The organism is Saccharothrix sp. NRRL B-16348 (assembly GCF_001280085.1).
Classification (GTDB): Bacteria; Actinomycetota; Actinomycetes; order Mycobacteriales; family Pseudonocardiaceae; genus Actinosynnema.
In genome coordinates this window covers 72,202-89,704 of the sequence record NZ_LGED01000147.1, presented here as the reverse complement: position 1 = coordinate 89,704, position 17,503 = coordinate 72,202, and the positions used below count along the sequence as shown (strand labels likewise).

General features: G+C 71.3%; 22 protein-coding genes and 1 tRNA gene. 10 read left to right on the top strand and 13 right to left on the bottom strand.

Features of this window, described 5'->3' with window-relative positions; translation table 11 throughout:
- Window positions 1-63 precede the first annotated feature (63 nt).
- The gene (locus tag ADK67_RS15425) at window positions 64-507 is read left to right on the top strand and encodes a hypothetical protein (RefSeq protein ID WP_053717153.1); all 444 of its coding nucleotides are present in this window, start codon (window positions 64-66) and stop codon (window positions 505-507) included.
- Window positions 498-571, top strand: a tRNA-Leu gene (locus tag ADK67_RS15420). Before ADK67_RS15425 ends, ADK67_RS15420 begins: the two co-directional genes overlap by 10 nt.
- Window positions 572-624: 53 nt before the next feature.
- On the opposite strand, the gene ADK67_RS15415 is transcribed toward ADK67_RS15420, so the two are convergent.
- Both ADK67_RS15415 and ADK67_RS15410 read right to left on the bottom strand, forming a co-directional pair.
- Window positions 625-1,575 carry a CobW family GTP-binding protein gene (locus ADK67_RS15415; protein ID WP_053717122.1) on the bottom strand — a complete coding sequence of 317 codons (951 nt, stop codon included), beginning with the start codon at window positions 1,573-1,575 and terminating at the stop codon, window positions 625-627.
- A 191-nt stretch (window positions 1,576-1,766) separates the two neighbouring features.
- Window positions 1,767-2,318, bottom strand: coding sequence for a TetR/AcrR family transcriptional regulator (locus ADK67_RS15410; RefSeq protein ID WP_053717121.1), 552 nt, complete (start codon window positions 2,316-2,318; stop codon window positions 1,767-1,769).
- 23 nt (window positions 2,319-2,341) lie between these two features.
- Here ADK67_RS15410 and ADK67_RS15405 point away from each other — a divergent pair, with 23 nt between their 5' ends.
- Together ADK67_RS15405 and ADK67_RS15400 are read left to right on the top strand one after the other, a co-directional pair.
- Entirely contained in the window at window positions 2,342-2,776 is a 435-nt protein-coding gene (locus tag ADK67_RS15405; protein WP_053717152.1) for an SRPBCC family protein, read from the top strand.
- Between the two features lie 68 nt (window positions 2,777-2,844).
- A complete protein-coding gene (locus tag ADK67_RS15400; protein ID WP_053717120.1) occupies window positions 2,845-3,474 on the top strand; it encodes a DedA family protein in 630 nt (209 codons plus the stop codon).
- Here ADK67_RS15400 and ADK67_RS15395 read toward each other — a convergent pair.
- A complete protein-coding gene (locus ADK67_RS15395) occupies window positions 3,459-4,097 on the bottom strand; it encodes a response regulator transcription factor (RefSeq protein WP_053717119.1) in 639 nt (212 codons plus the stop codon). The genes ADK67_RS15400 and ADK67_RS15395 overlap by 16 nt on opposite strands.
- Complete coding sequence (locus tag ADK67_RS15390) at window positions 4,088-5,161, bottom strand: sensor histidine kinase (protein WP_053717118.1); 1,074 nt, start codon at window positions 5,159-5,161, stop codon at window positions 4,088-4,090. Before ADK67_RS15390 ends, ADK67_RS15395 begins: the two co-directional genes overlap by 10 nt.
- 68 nt (window positions 5,162-5,229) lie before the next feature.
- Between ADK67_RS15390 and ADK67_RS15385 the strand changes: the two genes are divergently transcribed.
- On the top strand, window positions 5,230-6,561 hold the full coding sequence (locus tag ADK67_RS15385; protein ID WP_157620418.1) for a styrene monooxygenase/indole monooxygenase family protein: 1,332 nt from the start codon (window positions 5,230-5,232) through the stop codon (window positions 6,559-6,561).
- Here the strand turns inward: ADK67_RS15385 and ADK67_RS15380 are convergent.
- Window positions 6,527-7,567: an FAD-dependent oxidoreductase gene (locus ADK67_RS15380; protein WP_053717116.1), complete on the bottom strand. Its 1,041-nt coding sequence runs from the start codon at window positions 7,565-7,567 to the stop codon at window positions 6,527-6,529. The two genes, ADK67_RS15385 and ADK67_RS15380, sit on opposite strands and share 35 nt — an antisense overlap.
- A gap of 94 nt (window positions 7,568-7,661) precedes the next feature.
- Here ADK67_RS15380 and ADK67_RS15375 point away from each other — a divergent pair, with 94 nt between their 5' ends.
- The 3 genes from ADK67_RS15375 (at window position 7,662) to bcp (ending at window position 10,017) form a co-directional block, all read left to right on the top strand.
- Window positions 7,662-8,699: an LLM class flavin-dependent oxidoreductase gene (locus ADK67_RS15375; RefSeq protein WP_053717115.1), complete on the top strand. Its 1,038-nt coding sequence runs from the start codon at window positions 7,662-7,664 to the stop codon at window positions 8,697-8,699.
- Window positions 8,700-8,993: 294 nt separating this feature from the next.
- Window positions 8,994-9,524 carry a hypothetical protein gene (locus ADK67_RS15370; RefSeq protein ID WP_053717114.1) on the top strand — a complete coding sequence of 177 codons (531 nt, stop codon included), beginning with the start codon at window positions 8,994-8,996 and terminating at the stop codon, window positions 9,522-9,524.
- 19 nt (window positions 9,525-9,543) lie between these two features.
- The gene (gene bcp / locus ADK67_RS15365; RefSeq protein ID WP_053717113.1) at window positions 9,544-10,017 is read left to right on the top strand and encodes a thioredoxin-dependent thiol peroxidase; all 474 of its coding nucleotides are present in this window, start codon (window positions 9,544-9,546) and stop codon (window positions 10,015-10,017) included.
- Between the two features lie 54 nt (window positions 10,018-10,071).
- Here the strand turns inward: bcp and rdgB are convergent, their stop codons facing one another.
- Together rdgB and rph are read right to left on the bottom strand one after the other, a co-directional pair.
- Window positions 10,072-10,677: an RdgB/HAM1 family non-canonical purine NTP pyrophosphatase gene (rdgB, locus tag ADK67_RS15360; protein ID WP_053717112.1), complete on the bottom strand. Its 606-nt coding sequence runs from the start codon at window positions 10,675-10,677 to the stop codon at window positions 10,072-10,074.
- Window positions 10,674-11,438: a ribonuclease PH gene (gene rph / locus ADK67_RS15355; RefSeq protein ID WP_053717111.1), complete on the bottom strand. Its 765-nt coding sequence runs from the start codon at window positions 11,436-11,438 to the stop codon at window positions 10,674-10,676. The genes rdgB and rph overlap by 4 nt, the downstream gene beginning before the upstream one ends.
- Window positions 11,439-11,492: 54 nt before the next feature.
- Here rph and ADK67_RS15350 point away from each other — a divergent pair, with 54 nt between their 5' ends.
- A complete protein-coding gene (locus tag ADK67_RS15350; protein WP_053717110.1) occupies window positions 11,493-12,011 on the top strand; it encodes a DUF2231 domain-containing protein in 519 nt (172 codons plus the stop codon).
- A 190-nt stretch (window positions 12,012-12,201) separates the two neighbouring features.
- Here ADK67_RS15350 and ADK67_RS15345 read toward each other — a convergent pair whose 3' ends face one another.
- The 5 genes from ADK67_RS15345 to ADK67_RS15325 are packed head-to-tail and all read right to left on the bottom strand — an operon-like array spanning window position 12,202 to window position 15,393.
- On the bottom strand, window positions 12,202-12,600 hold the full coding sequence (locus ADK67_RS15345) for an OsmC family protein (RefSeq protein WP_053717109.1): 399 nt from the start codon (window positions 12,598-12,600) through the stop codon (window positions 12,202-12,204).
- A gap of 10 nt (window positions 12,601-12,610) precedes the next feature.
- The gene (locus ADK67_RS15340) at window positions 12,611-13,114 is read right to left on the bottom strand and encodes a hemerythrin domain-containing protein (RefSeq protein ID WP_053717108.1); all 504 of its coding nucleotides are present in this window, start codon (window positions 13,112-13,114) and stop codon (window positions 12,611-12,613) included.
- Entirely contained in the window at window positions 13,104-13,916 is an 813-nt protein-coding gene (locus ADK67_RS15335) for an MBL fold metallo-hydrolase (RefSeq protein ID WP_053717107.1), read from the bottom strand. Before ADK67_RS15335 ends, ADK67_RS15340 begins: the two co-directional genes overlap by 11 nt.
- Window positions 13,917-13,933: 17 nt before the next feature.
- Complete coding sequence (murI, locus tag ADK67_RS15330; protein ID WP_053717106.1) at window positions 13,934-14,731, bottom strand: glutamate racemase; 798 nt, start codon at window positions 14,729-14,731, stop codon at window positions 13,934-13,936.
- A complete protein-coding gene (locus ADK67_RS15325) occupies window positions 14,728-15,393 on the bottom strand; it encodes a rhomboid family intramembrane serine protease (RefSeq protein ID WP_157620416.1) in 666 nt (221 codons plus the stop codon). Before ADK67_RS15325 ends, murI begins: the two co-directional genes overlap by 4 nt.
- A gap of 107 nt (window positions 15,394-15,500) precedes the next feature.
- Between ADK67_RS15325 and ADK67_RS15320 the strand changes: the two genes are divergently transcribed.
- Window positions 15,501-16,346 carry an SMP-30/gluconolactonase/LRE family protein gene (locus ADK67_RS15320; protein ID WP_053717105.1) on the top strand — a complete coding sequence of 282 codons (846 nt, stop codon included), beginning with the start codon at window positions 15,501-15,503 and terminating at the stop codon, window positions 16,344-16,346.
- Here the strand turns inward: ADK67_RS15320 and ADK67_RS15315 are convergent, their stop codons facing one another.
- On the bottom strand, window positions 16,347-17,117 hold the full coding sequence (locus tag ADK67_RS15315; protein ID WP_053717104.1) for an MBL fold metallo-hydrolase: 771 nt from the start codon (window positions 17,115-17,117) through the stop codon (window positions 16,347-16,349). It abuts the gene before it with no gap.
- Window positions 17,118-17,503 lie beyond the last annotated feature (386 nt).

Sequence of the window (17,503 nt, the reverse complement as noted above, 5' to 3'; positions counted from 1 at the left end):
CGTTGACCTGACCGGCCGACGGGTGCTTCTATAACGCTGTTTCCATTCAAGTGGAGGAGCGTCATGGCCGCCATCCGGTTGTCACCCGCGTCCCGTCGACTGGCGGGCGTGCTGTTGCCGAGCGTCGTCGGCGTCGAGTTCGGCGGTCGGTTCCTGACCACCGTGGCGCAGGGCGAGGTGGAGCTGACCGAGTTCCAGCAGTCGTTCTTCCGCGCCGGTCACGCGCACGCCGGCGTGCTGCTGATCCTCGGGCTGGTGTGCCTGCTGTACGCCGACGCGGCGGACGTACGCGGGCCGTGGGGCTGGGTGACCCGGCTCGGCGTGCCGGTCGCCGCGATCCTCATGCCCGCCGGGTTCTTCTTCTCCGCCATGGGCGAGGGCGTGACGCGGGCGAACGGCCTGATCGTGCTGCTCTACCTCGGCGGCCTGAGCCTGGCGGCGGGCGTGGTGTCCCTCGGCATCGGGCTGCTGAAGCCTGCCGATAAGCTTGCGCCGACGGGCTCGTAGCCCAATTGGCAGAGGCACACGGTTTAGGTCCGTGCCAGTGAGAGTTCGAGTCTCTCCGAGCCCACGTCATCCACCGACGGCCCTCGGCGTTCCCGGCGCCGAGGGCCCGCGGGTCGCTCACGCCGTGTAGCGCAGGACTTCCAGCATCGACTGCGGGTCGACGGCGGCCGGGTCCGGCTCCTCGCAGGCGGCCAGGTCGGCGCGGATCGCGGCGACGTCGAGGCCCGTGCCGATCAGGACGAGTTCGGTGCGCCGCGGTCCCGGCCACGCCGAGCGTTCGAACCGCAGGAACGCGCCCACGGTGTGCAGGCTGAACCGCTGCCGGTGGCCGGGCACGTCGAACCGCACGAAGCCCTTGATCCGGTACAGGCCCTTGGGTCGCGCGTCGAGGAACGCCATGAGCCGCAACGGGTTCATCGCGCCGCCGGTGAACTCCACGCTGTCGTAGCGCACGTGGTCGTGCTCTTCGTCGAGCAGGTCCTCGAACGACAGCTGGCCGAACCGCTCGCGCGGGCGTGGGTCGAACAGCAGGGCCGGGTCGACGCGGCCGAACGACGACCGGACCACGGGCACGCCCGGCTTGAGCCGGTCGATCTCGGCCGCGAGCGCCGCCGGGTCCGTGACGCGGTCGACCTTGTTCAGCACCACCAGGTCCGCCACGCGCACGTGCCTGGCCAGGTCGTCGGGGAACTCCGCCGCGTCGACCAGCAGCACCAGGCCGCCGTACGTCAGGCGCGGGTTCTCGCTCGCGAGCACCATCCGTGCCATGGCCTGCGGTTCGGCCAGGCCGCTCGCCTCGATGACGATGACGTCCACCAGCGAGTCGAGCTTGGCCAGCATCTCGTCGAGTTCGCTCACGTCCACGGCGCAGCACAGGCACCCGTTGCTCAGCGACACGGTGGAGTCGACCTGCCCGGCCACGCTCATCGCGTCGATGCCGATGGCGCCGAAGTCGTTGACCACCACCCCGACCCGCGTGCCCCGGCTGCCGCCGAGCAGGTGGTTGAGCAACGTCGTCTTGCCGGAGCCGAGGAACCCCGCCACCACGACCACCGGGATCCGCTTCACGCCGACCGATCCTACGTCCCCCGCGAGAGTCCTACGTCCACGCCTCGAGAGTCCTACGTTCACGGCACCTGAGTTCAACGCTCGCGAACCTCCGCCGGCGCGCCTGAGCGTTGAATTCAGGTGTTCTGAACGTAGGACACGCGCGACGCGAACGTAGGACACGCGCGTTCTGAACGTAGGACTCTCGAGGGTTAAGAGGTCATCAGGGTGATGAAGTGGTCCATGGCGGCGTTGACGGCGGGGAGGTCGTCGGTGGCGATCAGGTCCAGGAGGAGGCCGCGGGCGACGGCCAGGCCCAGGCGGGCGCGGGCGTCGGCGACGTCGGGCGGGTGGCCCAGGGTGCGCTGGATGGCGGCGACCGGTTCGAGCCAGTCGGTGACGATGCCGTCCAGCAGCGGTGTGGTGCCGGGGCGGCCCTGGGCGGCTTGGGCGTAGAGCTCGAAGAACAGGCGTTCGTGGGCGCGCAGGGACGGGTCGGTGAGCGTGCGCCAGAACGCGCGCGCGGCCTCCGCCGGGTCGTCGGTCGGCAGGGAGGCCAGCACGGCGCGTTGCCGCTCCTCGACCAGCCGCACGACCTCGACCAGCAGGCCCTCCATGGAGCCGAAGTGGTAGATGAGCATGCGGTGGCTCGTGCCCGCGGCCTCGGCGAGGCGGCGCAGGCTCACGCCGGCCAGGCCGTGCTCGGCCAGGTGGTCGACCACGGCGGCGAGCAGGCGTTCCCGGGAAGCCCCTTGTTCCGGCATGTACCAGATGGTACATGTACCGCATGGTACAGAGAGTGGACGTCCACGTGCGCAGCGAGGCGCCGCCGGCAGAGGTTTACCGCCTGGCCGCGGACAGTTCGACGTGGCCCGAGTGGTCGCCGGTGGTGCGGTACGAGCGGGAACGCGCGGGTGACGCGAATGGCGTCGGCGAGGTCCGGGTATTCCACAACAAAGGCCGCAAGGCGCTCACGAGGGAGGAGGTCGTCGAACTGACGCCGAACCGGCGGGTGGGTTACGTCCTGCTGTCGGGTCTCGCCATTCGCGACTACCAGGCGTTCATCGACCTCGCGCCGGACGGCGGCGGCACGGCGATCCGCTGGCACTCGTCGTTCGAGCCGAAGACGCCCGGGACGGGGTGGTTCTACCGCGTGGTGCTCCAAGCCGTGATCACGCGGTACGCCAAGGGTCTCGCCGCGCACGCCGCGGCCGGGAACTGAGGTTTTCCACACCCCGGTGTGCGGTCGGCTTCATGGTGGCGGTGTCGGCGCGTTCGTAACTTGGGATCATGGATGTCGTCTCGTGGGTCACCGACCTGATGGAAGCGCTCGGCGCGCCCGGCGCCGGGATCGCGATCGCGCTGGAGAACCTCTTCCCACCACTGCCGAGCGAGCTGTTCCTGCCGCTGGCCGGCTTCACCGCGAGCCAGGGCGGGATGAGCCTGCTCGGCGCGATCGTGTGGACCACCACCGGGTCGGTCGCCGGCGCGCTCGCGCTGTACTACCTGGGCGCGCTGCTCGGCCGTGACCGGATCAGGGCCGTCGCACAACGGCTGCCGCTGGTCAAGGTGTCCGATGTGGACCGGACGGAGGAGTGGTTCGCCCGGCACGGCAAGGCGACGGTGTTCTTCGGCCGGATGGTGCCGATCTTCCGCAGCCTCATCTCGATCCCGGCGGGCGTGGAGCGGATGCCGTTGCCCGGTTTCGTGCTGCTGACCGCCGCGGGCAGCCTGATCTGGAACACCGCGCTCATCCTCGCCGGGTACGTGCTCGGCGCGAACTACCACCTCGTCGAGCAGTACATGGGCATCGTGTCGAAGGTCGTGATCGGACTGGTCGTGCTGGCCGTCGGCTGGTTCGTGGTGTCGCGCGTGACGCAGAAGAAGAAGCGGGACGAGGAGGCTCAGGCCCGCAGGTAGCGCAGGATCGCCAGCACCCGCCTGCTGTAACCGTCCACATCGGACAAGCCGAGCTTGTCGAAGATCGAGTTGATGTGCTTCTCCACCGCGCTGCGCGACACGTGCAGGCGGGACGCGATCGCGTTGTTCGTGTGGCCCTCGGCCATGTGCGCCAACACCTGGCGCTCCCGTTCGGTCAGCACGTCGAGCGGGTGGGTCGTGCGGGCGAGCAGCCGCCGCACCACCTCCGGGTCGAACGCCACGTCGCCCGCGCCGACCCGGCGCAGCGCGTCCAGGAACTCCTCCACCTGGACCACCCGGTCCTTGAGCAGGTAGCCCACGCCGTCGGCGTGCTCGGTGAGCAGGTCGACGGCGTAGCGCTGCTCGACGTACTGCGACAGCACCAGCACGCCGACGCCGGGGAACCGCCTGCGGATCTCCAGCGCGGCCTTCAGCCCCTCGTCGGAGTTCGTCGGCGGCATCCGCACGTCGGTCACCACGACGTCCGGCCGGTGCGCCGCCACGGCGCTGATCAGGGCTTCCGCGTCACCGACGGCGGCGAGCACGTCGTGGCCCTCCTCGACCAGCAGCCGCACCAGCCCTTCGCGCAGCAACGTCGAGTCCTCGGCCAGGATCACCCGCACGGCACGTCCGCGGTGATCACCGTGGGACCGCCGACCGGGCTCGTCACGTCGAACGTGCCGTCCAGCGCGAGCACCCGCCGGGACAGGCCGGCCAGCCCGCCGCCCGCCGGGTCCGCTCCCCCGACGCCGTCGTCCACGACCCGCACCCGCACCGCGCCCGCCTCCTCGGTGATGTCCACGCCGATCATGGTCGCACCCGAGTGCTTGGCCGCGTTCGTCACCGCCTCGCAGACCACGAAGTACACCGCGGTCTCCACCTGCGACGCCGCGGTCAGGGGCGCGCACCGGATCCGCACCGGGATCGCGGACCGGTCCGCCACCGCCTCCAACGCCTCGACCAGGCCCAACGAGTCCAGCGCCGCCGGGTAGACCCGCCAGGCCACCTCCCGCAGGTCCTCCAGCACGTGCCGGGACTCCTCGTGCGCCTGCGCCAGCAGGTCGTCGGCGTGGTCGGGGTTGCGGCGGGCGCGGCCGAGCAGCATGCCCAGCGCGACCAGCCGCTGCTGCACGCCGTCGTGCAGGTCGCGTTCGATGCGCCTGCGCTCGGCGTCGACGGCGGCCACGATGCCCGCCCGGCTCTCGGCCAGCTCGTCGATGCGCAGGCGCAGCAGCTCGGCCTCGCTCGGGCCGAGCCAGCGCCGGGCGACTTTCCCCTCCAGCGCGACCACGCCGATGATGCCCTGCACCTCGATGTAGAGCAGGACGACGCCGATCAGCCCCGTCCACAGGAACGCGGTCCAGTCGTCGGACGGGTCGAGGCCGCTGCGCGGGCCGCCGGCGAACAGCCGGTAGACGACGATGACGCCCATCGCGAGCCCGTAGAACAGCCAGGCCAGCACGAACCCGCCGAACAGGCCCACCGGCGCGCGCACGGCCAGGTAGCGCACCGCCTGCTCCCGCGTCGGCTCGGCGCTGTCGACGCCGAGGAACGACCGCAGCCGCCGCCGTTCCAGCCCGGCGACCGCGACGGCCGCCTTCCGGACGAACGCGACCACGAACAGATCCACCAGCGCCGAACCGAAGCCGAGCACCAGTCCGGCCACAGCGCGCAACCCCCTGTGCACCAGATCGAGGCTAGTCGACCCGATTGTGCTATTGGCGATCGCACATGCCTCTACCGAGGATTTGGGGCGTGGGCACAATAGCGGTCATCGGTGCAGGTCAAGCGGGTCTGGTGTTGTCGGCGGCGCTCTTACGCGCCGGATGGGGGGTCACGCTCTACTCCGATCGGACGGCGGAAGACCACCTCTGCGACCGCGGCCGGCCGACCGCCTGCCTGTTCGGCGACCAGGTCGAGTACGAGGCTGAGCTGGGCCTGGACTTCTGGCCCGAGGCGTCCCGGATGCGGCGCATCCACCTCGACCTGTTCACGGACGACCGCTCGCTGGCGTTCTCGGTCGACGCGCCGCTGCGCAAGCCCGCGCTGGCCGTCGACCAGCGGTTGAAGTTCTCCGCCGGGCTGGAGGAGCTGAAGTCACGAGGCGTGTCGGTGGTGATCGGCACGGTCGACGTGGACGAGCTGGACCGGCTGGCCGCCTCGCACGACCTGGTGGTCGTCACGGCCGGGCACCAGTCGCTGACCGGCCTGTTCGAGCGCGATCCGGCGCGGTCGGTGCACTCGGAGCCGCAGCGCAGCCTGTTCATGATCAACATCCACGAGTACGACCTGGCGGCACGGCCCGAGCACCGGGAAGGCGTGTTCTCGTTCCTGCCGGGCACGCTGGAGGTGTTCTGGATCCCGTTCCACGACAAGGACGTCGGCGAGTCGCGCAGCGTCGTGGTCGAGGCGAAGCCGGGCGGCCGCGCGGACCTGTTCGGGCACGTGACCTCGGCCGACGAGGGCCTGGCCGTGCTCAAGACCGTGGTGGACGACGTGTTCCCGCACGAGTCGGCGTTCCTGCGGCCCGCGCGCCCGACCAGCCCGGTGACCTGGATCAAGGGCCAGATCGTGCCGGTGGTGCGCAAGCCGGTCGCCGTGCTGCCGTCCGGGCGGCACGTGCTCGGCCTCGGCGACGCCGTCGTGCTCAACGACCCGCTGGCCGGCCAGGGCGCGAACAACGCCACCCGGATGGCCCGGTTCTTCGCCGAGGAGCTGACCGCGCACGGCGGGCCGTTCACCGCGTCGTGGCTGACCGAGAGGTTCGACGAGTGGTGGGAGCGCGGCTGCTACACCAGCGACTTCTCCAACGGGCTGCTCGCGCCCCTGTCCGACGAGCAGAAGACCGTGATGCTCGCCGCGTCACGCCGGGAGGACATCGGCGAGCAGCTGTGGGAGGGGTTCAACGACCCGTCGTCGCTGTTCCCGTGGTTCTTCGACGGCGCGGCCACCCGGGAGTTCCTGGCCAGGCGCAACGTGGGCCAGCTGGACGTGCTCCGGTACAAGCTGGGCGTCGGCGCGAACCTGCTGGCGCAGAAGGCGTCGCGGCTGTTCAGGCGGCCTGTCGGCGGGACAGCGACGTCTTGATCTCCCGCGCCGCCGCACGGCCCGCCCTGGTGGCGCCGACCGTGCTGGCCGACGGTCCGTAGCCGACGAGGTGCACGCGCGGGTCAGCGACGACCCTCGTGCCGTCCAGCCGGATGCCGCCGCCCGGTCCGCGCAGGTGCAGCGGGGCGAGGTGGTCGAGGGCGGCGCGGAACCCCGTGGCCCACACGATCACGTCGACCTCCTCGTGCGTGCCGTCGGACCAGACGACGCCGTCCTCGGTGATCCGGTCGAACATCGGCCTGCGGGCCAGCACGCCCGTGCCGAGGGCTTCGCGGACGGCCGGGGTGAGGTTCAGGCCGGTCACGCTGACCACGCTGCGCGGCGGCAGGCCCCGGCGGACGCGGTCCTCCACCTTGGCGACCACCGCCCGACCCAGTTCCGGAGTGAACGGCTCGTCGAAGAACTCCGGCTCACGGCGCGTCACCCAGGTCGTGCCCGCGGCGTGCCGGTCGATCTCCAGCAGCTGCTGGACGGCCGACGTGCCGCCGCCGACCACGACCACGCGCTGCCCGGCGAACTCCTCCGGCGCCCGGTACTGCGAGGAGTGCAGCTGACGGCCCCTGAAGAGCTCCTGGCCGGGATAACGGGGCCAGAACGGGCGCGTCCACGTGCCGGTGGCGTTGACGAGCGCCTCGGCCTCCCAGACGCCGCTGTCGGTCTCCACGCGCAGCAGGCCGTCGTGGTCGCGGACGGCGTGCACGCGCACCGGCCGCCGCACCTCGATGCCGTTGCGGCGTTCGAAGTCGGCGAAGTAGGCGGGCAGCACCTCGTTGGCGGGCGCGGTCGGGTCCGGTTCGGCGAACGGCATGCCCGGCAGGTCGTGGATGCCGTGCACGGTCGCCATCCGCAACGTCGGCCAGCGGTGCCGCCACGCGCCGCCCGGACCGGCGTCGGCGTCCAGCACGACGTGGTCGAGGTTCGCGCGCTTGAGGAAGTAGGCCGCGGACAGCCCCGCCTGACCTGCACCGATGACCACGACGTCCATGTCATGAGCAACGCCGGCGCCGGGGCGGGCACTTCCCGGTGTCGTGACCGTCACATCAGGAAGGCATCGGGGGTCTTCGGCGTTGGTCGAAGGCATGAGTCGACTTCGCGATGTGCCGCTGTCCGCGCTAGACCTCGCCACGGTCACGACCGCGACGGACGCGCGAACGGCGCTCAAGCACACGCGCGAGCTGGCCCAGTACGTCGAACGGCTCGGCTTCACCCGGTTCTGGCTGGCCGAGCACCACAACATGCCCGGCGTCGCCAGCTCCTCGCCCGCGATCCTCATCGGCCACGTCGCCGACGCCACCACCACGCTGCGGGTCGGCTCCGGCGGCGTGATGCTGCCCAACCACCCGCCGCTGGTCGTGGCCGAGCAGTTCGGCACGCTGTCCGCCCTGCACCCCGGCCGCATCGACCTCGGCATCGGCCGCGCGCCCGGCACCGACCAGCGCACCGCGCAGGCGTTGCGCCGCACGACCGGCCCGCTCTCGGTGGACGACTTCCCGCAGCAGCTCAGCGAGCTGACCGGCTACTTCAACGGCACCGAAGAGCTCAACGCGATGCCCGCCGAGGGCAACAAGCCCGACGTGTTCCTGCTCGGGTCGAGCGGGTACAGCGCCCAGGTCGCGGGCCTGCTCGGGCTGCCGTTCGCGTTCGCGCACCACTTCAGCGCCGAGAACACGCTGCCCGCGCTGGCCCTGTACCGCGAGCGGTTCCGGCCCTCCGAACGGCTGGCGAAGCCGTACGCGCTGGTCTGCGTCTCGGTGATCCTGGCCGACACCGACGAGCACGCGCGCCGGATCGCCGGTCCCGGCGCGCTCGCGTGGGTCAAGCTGCGCAGCGGGCGGCCCGGTCCGCTGGCCACCGACCAGGAGGCCGCCGACTACCCGTTCACCGACGTCGAGCGGCTGATCTTCGAGGACCGGATCGCGTCGCAGGTCATCGGCTCGCCGAAGACCGTCGAGGCGGAGCTGGAGCGACTGCTGGAGGACACCCGGGCGGATGAGCTGATGGTGACGACGATGGTCGCCGAGCAGTCGGACCGGCTGAGGTCTTACGAACTACTGGCGGAGCTGACGGGACGTTCGACCGTTCAGGGTTCGTCCGAACGGGTGAAGACCGAAGTATAGGTGTAGCGGTACGGCCACGGGGCGCGATGATCGTAGTGGAGCGCGCACGCCCCCCGACGCGCTCCCCAACTTCCGGGCGCTCCGCACGCCCGATCGCTCGGCCGCCGACCCGCGTGGCCGCCGCCGCCAGGTGTGGCGCGGCCCACGCGGGCAGCCGTGCGTCATCACGGCTTGGCCACAGGCAGGCACCAGGTGCGAATCAAGGCCCCTGTTCGGTCACCGAGCACCCCCCGACACCGTCATGGTGGTGGCAGTCGCAGTCAAGCCCACCGCCGGGGCGGGAAGGGGAGGTTCGTGAAGTTCGCCAGACTGGCCGTCGGCGTGTGCCTAGGCCTGGCAATGGCGGGATGTGCGGACCCCTCCGACATTTCCACGCCCCCCGGTCCGTCCGCGGTGGCCGAGCAGCGCGGCGACGAGCCGTCGTCGGCCTCGTTCACGGCGTTCGGCGCCCAGCGGGTGTGGGGCAACGGCATGGCGGTCACCGTGTCCGCGCCGAAGTCGCTGAGACCGAGCGACACGTCGTTCCCGCAGTCGCCGCGCACCGCCGTGTTCACGCTGACCGTGGTCAACGGCACCAAGACCGGCTACCGCACCAACCAGCTGTCCGTGCGCGCGTTGGTCGACGGGCAGCCGGTGGCCGAGGTGCGCGACTCCGTGCAGGGGCTCAACGGCGTCGGCGCCGCGGTCCACGAGGTGGCCCCCGGTGCGGAGACCGTGCTGACGGTCGCGTTCGCGGTGCCCGCCGACCCGGTGCGGTTGCAGCTCGTGGTCGAGCCGAACGGCGCCGACCAGGACCCGAGCGCGACGTTCGAGGGCGTCGCCTGACCTTGTAGCGTCTGGGGCCATGACCGAGCAGAAGCGCCTGTCACCGGGCGACCAGGCCCCGGCGTTCACGCTGCCCGACAGCGAGGGCAAGCCCGTCTCGCTTTCCGACTACCTCGGCCGCTCCGTGGTCGTCTACTTCTACCCGGCCGCGGGCACGCCGGGCTGCACGAAGCAGGCGTGCGACTTCCGCGACAGCATCGGCGACCTCGGGTCGTCGGGCTACGAGGTCGTCGGGATCTCGCCGGACAAGCCGGAGAAGCTGGCCAAGTTCGCCGCCGCGGAGGGCCTGAACTTCCCGCTGCTGTCCGACGTCGACCGCAAGGTGCTGGCCGAGTGGGGCGCGTTCGGCGAGAAGCTGAACTACGGCAAGACCGTCATGGGCGTGATCCGGTCGACGTTCCTGGTCGACCCCGAGGGGAAGATCAAGAAGGCGATGTACAACGTCCGCGCTACCGGCCACGTGGCCAAGCTGCTGCGCGAACTGCCCGCCTGATCACCGAACGCCGGGCGTCGCCACCCCTCCCTTCCGGGGCGGCGGGCCCGGCGGCTACGGCTGAGCCAGCCCGCGCAGGTGCGGGAGCAGGAGGCGCAGGGCGCGGCCGCGGTGGGAGATCTCGTCCTTCTGGTCCGGGGTCAGCTCGGCGGAGGTGACGGCGTGGCCTTCAGGGCGGAAGATCGGGTCGTAGCCGAAGCCGTTCTCGCCGGCCGGCTCACGCGTGATCGTGCCGCGCCACTCGCCGCGCACGACGGTTTCCGCGTCGGGGCCCGCCACGAACGCCGCCGTGCACACGAAGGCCGCTCCCCTGCGCTCGTCCGGGACGTCGCGCAGTTGGCCCAGCACCAGGTCCAGGTTGGCCTGGTCGTCACCGTGCCGGCCGGACCAGCGGGCCGACAGGACGCCCGGCATGCCGTTCAGCGCGTCGATGGCGATGCCCGAGTCGTCCGCGACCGACGGGAGGCCGGTGGCGGCGAACGCGTCACGGGCCTTGGCCAGGGCGTTGCCCTCGAAGGTCGGATCGGTCTCCGGGGCCTCCGGGAACGGCGGCACGTCGTCCAGGCCGAGCACCTCGATCCCCGCCAGCCCCTCGGCCAGCAGGATGCGGCGCAGTTCGCCGAGCTTCTTCTTGTTCCGCGAGGCCAGCAGCAGCTTCACTTCTTCTTCGCCTTCGGCTCGGGCAGGACACCGGGGTACGGCAGGGCCAGCGCCTCCGCCTGGACGCGGTTGAGCTCGGCGCAGCCGGCCAGGGCAAGGTCGAGCATCTTGTCCAACGTCGACCGGGCGAACGTGGCGCCCTCGCCGGTGCCCTGCACCTCGATCAACGTGCCGGCGTCCGTGGCGACGACGTTCATGTCGACCTCGGCGCGCGAGTCCTCCTCGTACGGCAGGTCGAGGCGCACGCGGCCGTCCACGACACCGACCGACACCGCCGACACGGCGCACGAGAGCGGCTGGGGGTCGGCCAGGCGACCGGCGGCACCCAACCAGGTGATGGCGTCGGCCAGGGCCACGTAGGCGCCGGTGATGGCGGCGGTCCGGGTGCCGCCGTCGGCCTGGATCACGTCGCAGTCGATCACGATGGTGTTCTCGCCGAGCGCGGCCAGGTCGATGCACGCCCGCAGTGATCGACCGATCAGGCGGCTGATCTCGTGCGTGCGTCCCCCGATCCGGCCTTTCACCGACTCGCGGTCACTGCGGGTATGCGTGGCGGAGGGCAGCATCGCGTATTCGGCGGTCACCCAGCCGAGGCCCGAGCCGGACCGCCACCGCGGCACGCCCTCGGTCACGCTGGCCGCGCACAACACCCGCGTGTTGCCGAACTCGATCAGCACCGACCCGGCGGGCCACTGCTGGAAGCCGCGGGTGATCCGGATGTCGCGCAGTACGTCGTCGTTCCTGCCATCGGTCCTCAGCACGGCACTACCCTATGTCGCTGAACCGGGGAGCAACCCACCGGCGTAGGGAGAGACATGGCACTCGCAGACGACCTGGTGACGATCTTCGGTCTCCCCGCGCACCCGCTGCTGGTCCACGCGGTGGTGGTGCTGCTCCCGCTGGCCGCGGCGAGCGCCGCCGCGCTGGCCGTGGTGCCGAGGTGGCGGCAGCGGTACGCGTGGCTCCTGCTGGGCGTGACGCTGGTGGCCGTCGGCTCGGTGCCGTTGGCGCAGTGGGCGGGTGAGCAGCTGTACGCGAAGATGGCGGCGCTGGGCAACCCGTTGATCCAGCGGCACGCCGACCTGGGCAACGACCTGCTGCCGTTCGCGCTGGGCTTCGGCGTGGTGGTCGTGGCGCTGCTCGTGTCGGGCAGGCTGGCCGACCGCGAACGCGCCGCCGCCGCGGACGACCCGGCCGTGCCGAAGACGTGGCGCCGGATCGCCGTCGTGGTCGCCGTCCTGGTGGTCGCCGCCGGCGCCGCCGCCACGATCCAGACCGTCCGCATCGGCCACAGCGGCTCCACCGCCGTCTACGACTTCGTCCGCACCATCTGACCGCGTGTCGAACCCCCCGGTCGCGCGTGTCCTACGTTCCGGTCGCGCGTGTCCTACGTTCGCGTACCCCGAGTTCAACGCTCAGAACAGTCGATCTTGTTCTGAGCGTTCAACTCGCGTGTTCTGAACGTAGGACACGCGCGACGCGAACGTAGGACACGCGCGACCTGAAGGTTCGACACGCGCGGGGTCAGGTGGGGAGGGTCAGGGGGGTTGGTGGGGTGGCCTTCAGTGTGCGGGTGACGGTGCAGAGCTGGTCGATCGCGCGGAGGACGGCGGTCTCCAGGGCGGCACGCTGCTCGGCGTCCAGCTGGGAGATGTCGTAGTCCAGCGCCACCGGCACGCTGGTCAACGAGTGCCCGTCCGCCGAACGCACGTCGTCCGCACGCGCCACCAAGTCACCGTCCACCCGCCGCGTGACCAGCGTCTCCGCCGTCACCGCCGCACAGCCCGCCGCCGCCGCGAGCAGCAGCTCCACCGGCGTGAACGCGCCCTCGGCCCCCTTGCGACCGACGCGCACGGACACGCCCCGGTCGTTCGTGGCCACGAAATCGTGCTGACCGACCCGACGCACCTCGACGTTCGACACGCCATCGACGTTAGTCGATCCGATCCTCCGTGGCTGCCGCGATCTTGCGCACGTAGCCGATGTCACCGCAGTCGTCGTCCAACCGGCTCCGCCGGACCTCCGCGAACAACCGGCCCAGCTCGTCACGCCGCTCGTCGGACACCTCCTGCCGCGCGTCGTTGAGGATCGTCCGCTCCTCCTCGTCCACGTGGTGGTTGAGCGCCTGGACCAGCTCCTCCAGCTTGCTCTCCCACTCCTCGGAGCCCGTGTCCTCGACCTCCATCAACGCCAGCAACGCCTGGTGGCCCTCGGCGTGCTCCTCCGCACCGTGGTCGACCTCGGCGTTGTCGACCTCCTTGTACCGCTTGAGCGCCGGGTACACCTTGGACTCCTCGGCCTCGGCGTGCGCCACGAGCAGCGCGGCCAGCTCGCCCAACACCTTCGAACGGTCGGTGTTCCGGTCCCGCAGGGCGCGGAACAGCTCCTCGAACCTGCGGTGGTCGGCCAGGATCAGCTCGACGACATCAGTTGCCATGGCCGCCGATTACCCGCACCTCCGACCGGTCAACCGCGTAGGTGTCGCCCTGGTTGACCACGTCGACCCGACCGGGGAACCGGCCGCGGGCCTCGGCGAGCACGGCGTCGCGGTCGGTCCACGGCGCGATGTGCGTGAGCAGCAGCCGACCGACACCGGCCTCCGCCGCCACCTGCCCCGCCTGCACGCCCGACAGGTGCGTGCCGGGCGGCCGGTCGTCGGAGTGCGTCCACGTCGCCTCGGACAGCAGCACGTCCACGTCACGCGCCAAGCCGCGTAACGCGTCGCACGGCCCGGTGTCACCCGTGTAGGCCAACGTCCCGGACTTGGTGGCGATGCGGAACCCGTACGTCTCGGTCGGGTGGTCGACGCGGACCGACGTGATCTCGAACGGCCCGATGCGGGTCACCCCGCCGTCGGCGAAGGTGTGGAACTCGAACACGTCGCTCAGGTCCGTGGTGAGCAGTTCGTCGGCGGTCTCCGCGTACGCGCGGGCGAACCGGTCGGCGGTCTCGGACGGCCCGTGCACGGGCAGCCGGTGTTTCCGCGTGTCGTGCGGCGGGTGGGTGTGGTAGCGGCGGATGACGGCGAGGGTGGTGAAGTCGGCGCAGTGGTCCGGGTGCAGGTGCGAGAACAGCAGGGCGTCCAACGAGAACGCGTCGTGACGCGCCTGCAGCGCCGCCAGGACTCCGCTGCCCAGTTCGATCGCGAGTCGGCAGCCATCCGCCTCGACGAGGTAGCCGGATGCGGGCCCGTGCGGTCCCGGCAGGCTGCCCGAGCAGCCGAGGATGGTCAACAGCACCCGTGGAGCGTGCCAGGTCAGCCGTGGGCTTGGAAGGACGCTTTTTCCAACCCGGGCAGGAATCGGCGCGCCAACCGGGCGAACGGCTCGACCGGGCCGGTGCAGCTGAACCGCTGGTCGGGCTCGCCGGAGCGGAACAAGTCGCGCTCCGTGAGCACCCTGACGACGTCCTTAACGGTCTCCTCGGCGCTGGAGACGAGCGTCACGCCGTCGCCCATCACGATCTGCAGCACGCCGGTCAGCAGCGGGTAGTGCGTGCAGCCGAGGACGAGCGTGTCGACTTCGGCCCGCTGCAACGGTTCCAGGTAGGCCTGCGCCAGGCCCAGCACCTGGCGGCCGGACGTGGTGCCGCGTTCCACGAAGTCCACGAACCTGGGGCACGCGACCGCCGTGACCTGGACGTCCCGTGCGGCGGCGAACGCGTCCTGGTACGCGCCGGACCCGACCGTGCCGACCGTGCCGATGACGCCGACCCGGCCGGTGCGGGTGGTGGCGACCGCCCGGCGCACGGCGGGCAGCACGACCTCGATCACCGGGATGTCGTAACGCTCCCGCGCGTCGCGCAGGCAGGCCGCGGACGCCGTGTTGCAGGCGATGACCAGCAGCTTGGCGCCGTCGGCGACCTGCCGGTCCATCACTTCGAGGGCGTACTTGCGCGCTTCGGCGATCGGCAGCGGGCCGTACGGGCAGTTGACCGTGTCACCCACGTAGCGGATCCGCTCGTCCGGCAACTGGTCCATGATCGCCCGTGCCACGGTCAGCCCGCCGACGCCGGAGTCGAAGATCGCGATGGGCGAATCGGCGGTGACGGTCACGCGTCGAGCGTAGTCCCGGCGCTCTTCCTGGCATCCCGGGCGACGCCCCACGCCGCGAGGACGCCGCCGAGCGCGCCGAACAGGTGGCCTTCCCAGGAGATGCCCGGCTGGCCCGGCAGCACGCCCCACAGCGCCGCGCCGTAGATCGCGAAGACCACCACGGCCAGCGCGATCTGCAGCGGGCTGCGCGCGAAGATGCCGCGCACCAGCAGGATCACCAGGAAGCCGAAGACGAGGCCCGACGCGCCGATGTGGCTGCCGTACGAGCCGAAGATCCACACGCCGAGGCCGCTGGTCAACCAGATGACCGCGGTGACCTGGAGGAACTGCTTGATGCCCGCGGAGGTGGCCAGGTACGACAGCACGAGCAGCGGAACCGCGTTGCCGGTCAGGTGGGTCCAGTCGCCGTGCAGCAGCGGGAACCAGAGGATGTTGTCCCACTGGCTGAAATCGCGCGGGATCACGCCGTCGTCGTCGAGCCTGCCGCCGAGCACGGTGTCGATCGCCTCGACGACGTAGAGCAGGCCGACGAAGCCGAGCACGACCACGGCCGACAGCACGGGCCTGGGCGGCACGACGCGCTTGGCCAACGGCTTGGCGGGCTTGGGCGCGGCGACCACCGGCTCGGGCGTCGGCGGCGTGAAGGGGCCGGTGGGATCCACGTCACCAGGCTACGCGCGGAACCGCCGTTCAGCGGCGACTTCGGTCCGGCGGTGGGATCTCGTCTCTTCGCCGGTGTGCGACGGGGGCGTGACCGTAGGCTGTCCCGGTGTCGATCGAAGTGGCGGTGCGGGCCGAAGCGGAACTGGGCGAGGCCCCCACGTGGGACCACGCCAGCGGAACACTGCTCTGGGTGGACGTCCTCGGCAACGAGGTGCACCGGTACAACCCGTCGCGCGACGACGACGCCGTCCTCGAAGTGCCGCAGCACGTGGGCGCGGCCAAGCCGCGGACCCGCGGCGGCCTGGTGCTCAACCTCCGCGACGGCGTGGCGCTGATCGACCGGGACGGCGTCAAGACGTGGCTGGTCTACTGGGCGCGCGACGGCGTGCGCGGCAACGACGCCGCGGTCGACCCGGCGGGTCGGCTGTGGGCGGGCACCATGCGGTACGACGAGGACCCCGGCGGCTGGCTGGCCCGCGTGGAGCCCAGCGGTGACGCGAAGGTCGTGCTGGACAAGGTGAGCGTCAGCAACGGCATCGGCTGGAGCCCCGACACCAGGCTCATGTACTACATCGACTCCGCGGAACGGCGGATCGACGTCCTCGACTACGACCGCGAGACCGGTGAGGCGACGAACCGGCGCCCGCTGGCCGAGGTGTCGCGCGGGCTGCCCGACGGGCTCACCGTGGACGCGTCCGGCGCGATCTGGGTCGCGCTGTGGGGTGGCGCGGCGCTGCACCGGTACACGCCGGACGGTGTGCTGGACCGGGAGATCGAGCTGCCGGTCGGCCAGCCCACGGCGTGCTGCTTCGGCGGTGTGGACTTCACCGACCTGTACGTGACGACCGCGCGCGTCGGGTTGAGCGGTGACGCGTCGAGCGAGTTGGCCGGTTCGGTCCTGGTGCTGCCGGGCGTGGGCGAGGGCCTGCCGTCGACCGCGTTCGCGGGCTGATCAGAGCGTGTAGGTGGCGCCGGGTGCGGCCAGCGTGACCGGGCCCGGGAACGCCTCGGCGGCGTCGCTCAGCACGCCGTCGCGGTCCGACCACGGCAGGACGTGGGTCAGCACCAGGCGGCCGACGCCGGCGGCCTTGGCCACCTCGCCCGCCTCCTGCCCGCTCATGTGCAGGTAGTTGGCGCGGCCCGCCTGCGCGCGCCACGCCGAGTCGGCCAGCAGCAGGTCGGCGCCCTCCGCCAGCCGCACCAGCTCCGGGCACGGCACCGTGTCGCCGGAGAACACCAGCGACACTCCCCCGTACGAGATGCGGAACCCGTAGGCCTCGCAGATGTGCCGCATGGCGGCCACTTCGACGTCCACCGGGCCCACGGCGTACCGGCCGGGCGCGAGCGGGACGAAGTCGAACGTCTCGGTCAGGTCCGTCGTCGCCAGCCCGGCGCGGTCGGCGGCGTGCGCGTTGGCCAGGCGGGTCGGCGCGTGCGCCGGCGCGAACACCGGCAGCCGGCGTTCGGTGACGTCGTAGGGCGGCTCCGGGTGCTCGCGCCGGTAGACGGTGAGCGAGCCGAAGTCGGCGCAGTGGTCGAGGTGCAGGTGCGACAGCAGCACGGCGTCGAGGGCGAACGGGTCGCAGAGCCGCGTGAGCGGGCCGAACACCCCGCTGCCCAGCTCCATCGCGATCCGCACGCCGCCCGCCTCCACCAGGTACCCGGAGGTGGGCAGATCGGGCCCCGGCGCGCTGCCGGAACACCCGAGCACCGTCAATTGCATGGGCGAAACGATAGCAGCACGACCGACGGCAAAAATGCGGTGACCCAGCGTGTGCCGACCTTTCAATTCGACCGTCGCACAGGTTCACTCGAATGCATCAACCGAGGTCGGGAGCTTGTCGAAGCCTGCGGGTTTCCGAAGCGGATTCGGTAACGCGGCAATTCGCACCGATGACCGGGAAGTGACCGCCGACCCTCGTTTTGCAATTACGGCGGACGGCTGCGGGGCGGATTAGGGCGCCCGTGGCGCGGTCGACCGAAACGTTTCGGGCGCAGCCGACGCGCCCAAACGGGTGCACCGCACGTTGTCGCAGCTCAACACGCCATTTGAGACTCGCAACTTTCCCGAAACTCATTGTCCGCGACCGTCCGGCGACACATAGTGAC

Coding starts and splice junctions, on each gene's coding strand:
- ADK67_RS15425 (WP_053717153.1), top strand. CDS start 64: ATGGCCGCCATCCGGTTGTCACCCGCGTCCCGTCGACTGGCGGGCGTG.
- ADK67_RS15410 (WP_053717121.1), bottom strand. CDS start 2,318: ATGCCGGAACAAGGGGCTTCCCGGGAACGCCTGCTCGCCGCCGTGGTC.
- ADK67_RS15405 (WP_053717152.1), top strand. CDS start 2,342: ATGGTACAGAGAGTGGACGTCCACGTGCGCAGCGAGGCGCCGCCGGCA.
- ADK67_RS15400 (WP_053717120.1), top strand. CDS start 2,845: ATGGATGTCGTCTCGTGGGTCACCGACCTGATGGAAGCGCTCGGCGCG.
- ADK67_RS15380 (WP_053717116.1), bottom strand. CDS start 7,567: ATGGACGTCGTGGTCATCGGTGCAGGTCAGGCGGGGCTGTCCGCGGCC.
- ADK67_RS15375 (WP_053717115.1), top strand. CDS start 7,662: ATGAGTCGACTTCGCGATGTGCCGCTGTCCGCGCTAGACCTCGCCACG.
- bcp (WP_053717113.1), top strand. CDS start 9,544: ATGACCGAGCAGAAGCGCCTGTCACCGGGCGACCAGGCCCCGGCGTTC.
- ADK67_RS15350 (WP_053717110.1), top strand. CDS start 11,493: ATGGCACTCGCAGACGACCTGGTGACGATCTTCGGTCTCCCCGCGCAC.
- ADK67_RS15340 (WP_053717108.1), bottom strand. CDS start 13,114: ATGGCAACTGATGTCGTCGAGCTGATCCTGGCCGACCACCGCAGGTTC.
- ADK67_RS15315 (WP_053717104.1), bottom strand. CDS start 17,117: ATGCAATTGACGGTGCTCGGGTGTTCCGGCAGCGCGCCGGGGCCCGAT.